8 protein-coding genes are annotated in these 6393 nt (G+C 44.7%); all 8 read right to left on the bottom strand.

Features of this window, described 5'->3' with window-relative positions:
- Positions 1–81: 81 nt before the first annotated feature.
- A complete protein-coding gene (locus Q0991_RS02505; protein WP_299485189.1) occupies positions 82–492 on the bottom strand; it encodes a VOC family protein in 411 nt (136 codons plus the stop codon).
- 415 nt (positions 493–907) lie between these two features.
- Positions 908–1732: an alpha/beta hydrolase gene (locus Q0991_RS02500; protein ID WP_299485188.1), complete on the bottom strand. Its 825-nt coding sequence runs from the start codon at positions 1730–1732 to the stop codon at positions 908–910.
- A gap of 45 nt (positions 1733–1777) precedes the next feature.
- Positions 1778–2572: an ABC-2 family transporter protein gene (locus Q0991_RS02495; RefSeq protein WP_299485186.1), complete on the bottom strand. Its 795-nt coding sequence runs from the start codon at positions 2570–2572 to the stop codon at positions 1778–1780.
- A gap of 4 nt (positions 2573–2576) precedes the next feature.
- The gene (locus tag Q0991_RS02490) at positions 2577–3374 is read right to left on the bottom strand and encodes an ABC-2 family transporter protein (RefSeq protein ID WP_299485184.1); all 798 of its coding nucleotides are present in this window, start codon (positions 3372–3374) and stop codon (positions 2577–2579) included.
- Positions 3371–4345 (bottom strand): ATP-binding cassette domain-containing protein, encoded by a 975-nt coding sequence (locus Q0991_RS02485; protein ID WP_299485182.1) that lies wholly within the window; start codon positions 4343–4345, stop codon positions 3371–3373. Before Q0991_RS02485 ends, Q0991_RS02490 begins: the two co-directional genes overlap by 4 nt.
- 238 nt (positions 4346–4583) lie before the next feature.
- Positions 4584–4937, bottom strand: a complete 354-nt coding sequence (locus tag Q0991_RS02480) for a hypothetical protein (protein ID WP_299485180.1) — start codon at positions 4935–4937, stop codon at positions 4584–4586.
- Positions 4938–5183: 246 nt separating this feature from the next.
- Entirely contained in the window at positions 5184–5792 is a 609-nt protein-coding gene (locus tag Q0991_RS02475; RefSeq protein WP_299485178.1) for a hypothetical protein, read from the bottom strand.
- Positions 5793–6050: 258 nt separating this feature from the next.
- Entirely contained in the window at positions 6051–6272 is a 222-nt protein-coding gene (locus Q0991_RS02470) for a hypothetical protein (RefSeq protein ID WP_299485176.1), read from the bottom strand.
- Between the last annotated feature and the right edge of the window lie 121 nt (positions 6273–6393).

Genomic DNA, 6393 nt, shown 5'->3' with positions numbered 1-6393 from the left:
TGATGGTTAGCTCTTTTTGTGGGGTAGTAGTTTCCATCGTTTTCTCTCCTTAGTTATTGGTGCAGTAATCCTGGAGAATCATCAAGCGGGTTTATCGCAGTTAATTAACCAGGGTATGGAAAATTGATCAGTAACCATGCCAAAACGAATAGCCCAAAATGTCTCTTGGATTGGCATCGACACTGTTCCGTTTTCAGCTAGGGCTTGAAAGATTTGTTCGGCTTTTGTGGGGGCATCCATATTGAGTGAGATGGAGAAACCTTTGGGGACCTTGTATTCACCAGGCATTCCATCAGACCCCATTAAAACTCTGTTGTTCACAGTAAGTTCGGCATGCATCACCTTATTGCGCCATTCAGGTGGTACCTGATCCTCCATCGGTGAACCCTCATAGGGCATGATGGTTTCGACTTTGCCACCTAAACATCGTTCATAGAACTGAAAAGCTGACTGGCACTGTCCATTGAAAAATAGATATGGATTCAACTGCACTATGCCCTCCTAGATTTAATTACGGATTAAAGAACTCACATTTATGAAATGAGGTAATCGCTATTCTTAATATAGTTCAAATGTACTATATCTTATAAAATCTGATTAATGGCAAAATCAAATTTAAGAAAAATACACAAATCAGATCGGCGATGTTCTGTCATCACTGGGAAGTTGAAAACATCCACTTATTGCAGCAATTAGATCATGTTTACTGCCTGCAGTCGGCATGAAATACTGGGTATAAGCAGCAATGAAACCTTAATTTCAAAGCATTGACAGTCGCGTTGAGGGGAAGTTACAAGGAATTTCTGCCTATATCCCCAAATAATAGAAAGAACCCAATAAGTTCTCAGACTTGAATTCTCAAGAGCATAACCGAGAGAGTGGTCTGATTTGTACAGTTTCAACCTAGTTATGACTCAATACCGATATTAATGCTTAGGAATCCTTGAAGAACATTGTTGAAGTGCTCAGGTTCTTCAAGATTAAGTAGATGAGCGGTGTTAGGCATTTCCTCTCCTATGGCAGTAGGAATAGTATTCACAAGGTAGTGGCAACGTTCACTGACATGCGGAAAGTCCAGATTCCCCCAAACTACAAGTGTTGGAATCGATAGATTGGGTAATTTCTCATAAGCTGAGGTGGGTTCTTGCTCCAAAGTGAGTTCCGGTTTCCTCAAAGCGATGCCATTCATATCCAACAACAGCTTTCTTAATGAGTCATCCACCCTTCCAGACGGACTATTGGGACCGTTAAGCCACAAATCAGTTTCAATGGTGTTAACCAACTCTAAATCGTTTGCTTCATCAGCTTCATCTAATGCATTAATACGTGCTTGAATATTTTGAGGGAATGTTATGGGTTCAGGAGCACCACTCACAGCAGGCGCAATGAGCACTAGTGCAGCAACTTGGTGAGGGTAAGCAAGGGCAAAATCCAAGGCGATTCGTCCCCCTTGTGAGCAGCCAATGAGGACAACATCTGTAAGACCTAGTTGTTCGATAACTTGCCTAAGATCATTGACATGGGAGAAGGCTTCATCCAAGCAGGTCGTTTTGCCAAATCCTCGCCGATCATAGCTAACCGTTTGGAAATAATTTTTTAGGGTATCAATTTGGGGCCACCACATCCGCCGATCAGCAACCCCAGCATGTAGAAAGATCAAAGGCTTACCGTGGCCAGAATATTCACCAGCCAACTGCGCACTACCTATTTTGAGTTGGAAGGTTTCGGTCATATCCATTTGGGTGAAAATAATTAGGAGTACTGAACACGGCTAATTTTAGCCTCGCATATTGATGAGATTACCGGACTCGTAACGGCGTAATCCATGATAAAAAACTCCAATGCCTATCCCAAGGATAGTCACCGATCCTATAACTGACCCTATTGCATGAACCCAGGATAAAGAACGCAATGCCTCGACGGGCAAATAAGTTACAAATCCTGCTGGTATGAAGCTGTAAAGGAGTAGCTTGATTGCCCCATCAAAGAGGGTGCCAGGATAGGTACTAAAAGTGAGCATTGCCATCCGCCACTGATCACTCAGCGCTGAGGCATTGCCTATGTAAAAGCTCAGGCTACCTGTCAGAACGCTAAACCCCACAAATAAGGCAGCAACAGAAATAGTTAAGCCGATAAACCAGACAAAATGAACCATATCTGGATGTACAAAACCCAGATATACCCCATAGCCAAAGAGTAGATCGCCCCAGGAAGTCGCATTCATCTGTCCTAGCAATAGATGGGGAAGCAAAACACGTGGATACAGCATCCACACATCGAGTTGCCCTTGGGCAATCAGTTTAGCTAGTTGCAGCGCATTGCCATAAATCGCATGGGCAAGGCCAAATCCGGCAGCGGCGATCGCCCACAGGGTTACTACATCTTGCACTGTCCAACCTCGCAAGACTGGAAAGCGAGTGAAAAACAGTCCCCAAAAAGCAACCCACATCAAATTGTTTAGAAGCATGGCCAATAGTTGTGACACAAATGCGCCACGGTATTCCATATGAGCATTCCAATTGAGTCGGACGTATGCGATCGCTAAGTTCAGATAATTCAGTAGAGCTTTCATGCCCTCAACCTCCATTGGAATGTATTCTTTGGATGGCAAGGCCATAAACCCATTGCACACACAACGTCAGCATCAGTAGCGCAACCCCTTGGCGCATTAAAAGTGCGAGTGTATCACTTATCGAAGGATGAACGAATAACCGCGCTGGAGCATAAATCACTAGGGCAAATGGAAGATTATGCAAGATTCCTTGCCAGGACTCAGGAAATAGCTCTAATGGAATCATCAATCCTCCCAGGAGCCACAGTAACCGGGAATAAATGAGCACTAACCCACTGGTGTCTTCCAACCAAAACGCACCCAAACCAATCAAGAACATCACTAGGAAATCCAAAATAAATGCGATGGGCAACACTAATAGAAAAAGTAAGCATCCTCCGATGCTCATTGGGATTGTGCCGACAAAGAATAAGGCAAGGACAGCACTCACGGCAAAATTGAATCCAAATCGGACACCGCGTTCACCCATTGATGACCAAAGTCGATACATTGGATAGGAAATGGGACGAACCAATTGCACAGTCAATGCTCCTGTTCGAACATCTTGGTCAACATCTTGGGCAATGCGTGGAGCGGAAATCGCTAGTGATTCAGTCACACACAAATACCACAGCATTTGAGGTAGTGTGAAGCCGCCTAGCTGCTGCGCCTGTGTTTCTGAATAGGTGACTCTCCACAATTGCAAAAAAATGTACAGGATAAGGACCAAGAATAGTGTCCGTGCAACGACTTCACCCAAGTAAGCCATGTTGGATCGCGCTGATGTCCAGGCAATCCAACCGTATTTGTGGAGTGATTTCATAGTGAGAGTCCCTCCGAGGCGGGCTGGTTATAGATGTGAGCAATCACTGCATCCAGGGGTGGATCTTCGATCGCAACATCTGCGACGGATCCTATTTGGAGAATTTGACTGATCACTTGCTCGATAGGAATCAAGCGAGTGTTGATCTCCAGTTTGAGCCCAAAGTCCATAACCTCTAACTGGCGAACACCCTGCAGAGTAGGAAACTCGTAGATTGGTGTATGAAATTTGACGCTGAGAATTTTCTCATTCAGATATCGACTCCGCAATTCTGAGACCGGGGCATCCAGCATAATCTGCCCGTGATTAATCACAACGACCCGTTGTGCAACCCGTTCTATGTCACCCGTATCATGGCTCGTGAGAAAAACAGTCGTACCTTCTTGTTGATTCCATTCGCAAATTAAATTTCGCAACTTTTGCTGAGCCAGAACATCTAGTCCGATTGTGGGTTCGTCAAGAAACAGAATCTGCGGTTCATGAAGTAGGCTGGCCGCTACCTCCGCCCGCATGCGTTGACCTAGAGAGAGCTTTCTCACTGGAGTTGACCAAAACTCATTCAAGCCGAACCGTTCCACTAGCGAATCACGTCGCTGTCGAAAAACTTTAGGTTCGAGGTCATAAATTCGGGCAAGTAATTCGAGGGTATCGCGGGGTGGTAAGTGATACCAGAGTTGGGAACGCTGACCAAACACGACACCAATTCGACGAGCTAGAGATTGACGATCCTTCCAGGGTACATAGCCCAAAACCATTGCTTTTCCAGCAGTGGGATGAAGAATTCCTGTCAGCATTTTGATCGTGGTCGATTTGCCCGCCCCATTCGGGCCAATGAAGGCGATTGCTTGCCCACATGGGATATTCAAGCTGATCCGATCCACAGCGACCACATTAGTTTGCTTACGATGCTTACCCCAACCTCTGCTGAAGGTAAAGGATTTGTAGAGGTGATCGATGTATATGGCAACCATGACCCCAACCTCAGAAAAAAACCACAGTATACTACATTTGTAGTATACAAAGTAGGAACTTTTTCAAAGAGTTGTGGAACTTGTGATATTGGGAGATGGTTATCTAATGCTGGCCTGCGACCACCAGAGATGATAGAGCAAATTAGGAGAATGAGTGAGCTTAAACTAAAGGTAGGAAGTTTTTATTATGATTCTTAAATCATTTCATCAGTTTTAAGTCATCGTGCTTTGAAAAGCTCTATTCCTGATTATTATCGAGTTGTGGAGATTCCGAGGATTGTTGATTAGAGGGTGGAGCAGTTTGGGGTGGAGTATTGGATTGAGGTTGGTTATTACTAGCCGATCTCTCCAGTGTCTTGATCTGAGTAGTAACCTGTTGAAGCTGGGTTTGCAGTTGTGCCAATGTAGTTTGGTTGGATTGCAAAGTGTCCGGTAAATTTCCGGGAATGGACTTACGGAGATCGTTCACCTGTTTCTCTAGTTGCTCAACCTGGCTAGCAAGAGCTGGATCGATTCCATTGGCCCTTTGCTGTTCCTCTTTTTCTAAATTTTGCAAGCTAATTGCTAGCCAGGCAAAACCACCAATCGTCAATAATATTAGTCCTATGAGTAGTCCTATGAGAGATGAGGTACGGCCACGCAGTTGTTGAACATCAGAATTGAGCCTGGTATTCTCAACTCTGATATCTTGAACCGTCCGACCTAGTTCCGTATACCGGGTCGCATTCGATGATTCTAGGGACGACTCATGAAAATCGGATCTGAGTTAGAAGGATAGGGTGAATTACTCATAAGATATAAATGATTTCCAGATTGTCTGGTATTACTAGCTCTAGGGCTATTCAGTTCCGCCTTCAGGTACTGGAACCATTGGAGGTGTGACAGGTGGTCCTTGAGTGTCGTCTGGAGCGGTTGGCTCATCCGGCATAGTATTGTCCGGTGGCATCGTGTCTGGAGAATTAGTGCTTTCTTCTGGGGAGCCCATTGTTCCATCAGGCTGTTCAGCTCCTCCTTCTGTAGATTCATCCATATCATCAGTCGTAGAACTATCTACTGGAGTTTCTTCTGGCACTGTATCAGAAGAATCCATATCAGGAGCAGTAGAATCTTCAGGTTCTGAATTTTCGGAATCGAGATTTTCAGGAGTATCAGCTGCCCCTTCAGCGTCAGGTGTTTCTTCTGATGGAGGAGTCGTATCTGATTGACTTGTACCTGAACAGCGAGAGTTGAGAGGAAAGTTTTTGCAGAGGATCTTCATCACTCCAGGAGAAAGTTCCTCTTCCTGGGCTTCGCTCTCATCAACTTGAGCAATTGGGGTATCAGAGCCATCAAAATTTATAACTGATGAAGGTGTTCTAGCTGCTACAGGCAAACTTGCCAGAAGACTAGACATACCAATAACTGTTGATACCAATTGAATAGGAAATGGAGTCTTAAATTGTTTCATGAGGATTCCTTCGCCATCGGGGGCTTAGCAATAACTGGGTTGCTGGAAGCTGTCCTTCATCGGTAAGAGATTAAGGACAAACACGAGTAGATTGTGATGGATTATTTCTGGCAAATCATATGGGGTTACTAACTTGCGCGTTATTCAACAGCCAAGGTAGGTTGCAAGTTATGGATGATTTCTCCCACAATGCCTTAGAAGGTCAGGCAAGTAGTTACGCCAATGCCATGTCAGCTCAGATCTGACAGATGAAAGTTCCTAAGGAGATTGTTCATCAGAATTTTCAGGCGAGGTTTCTTCTCCATCAGGAGTCAGTGGTGCTTCAGGTGCAGGTGCTTCTTCTTGAATGGAGGGTGCTGACTCATCTTCAGATTGGTTGAGTTCAGCCCCACCTTGAGGAGTATCACCTTGGTTAACAGGTGGTGCAGGAACGTCTTGATTTGCTTTTTCACATGCACCTAAGACAGTTGCCAATGCCATCATCAAAAAGAGAGGGACTAGTTTAGGTGATTTCCTGAAAAGAAGTCACCTACTAAATTGGCTTAATGAGGATATCCCATTTAGGTAATTGAGGATGTCTGTCCAATCGTTTCTCAATCCC

Source organism: Acaryochloris sp. IP29b_bin.137 (genome assembly GCF_028285745.1).
In the GTDB taxonomy this organism is placed as follows: domain Bacteria; phylum Cyanobacteriota; class Cyanobacteriia; order Thermosynechococcales; family Thermosynechococcaceae; genus Acaryochloris.
This window is presented reverse-complemented; position numbering and strand designations above follow the sequence as displayed.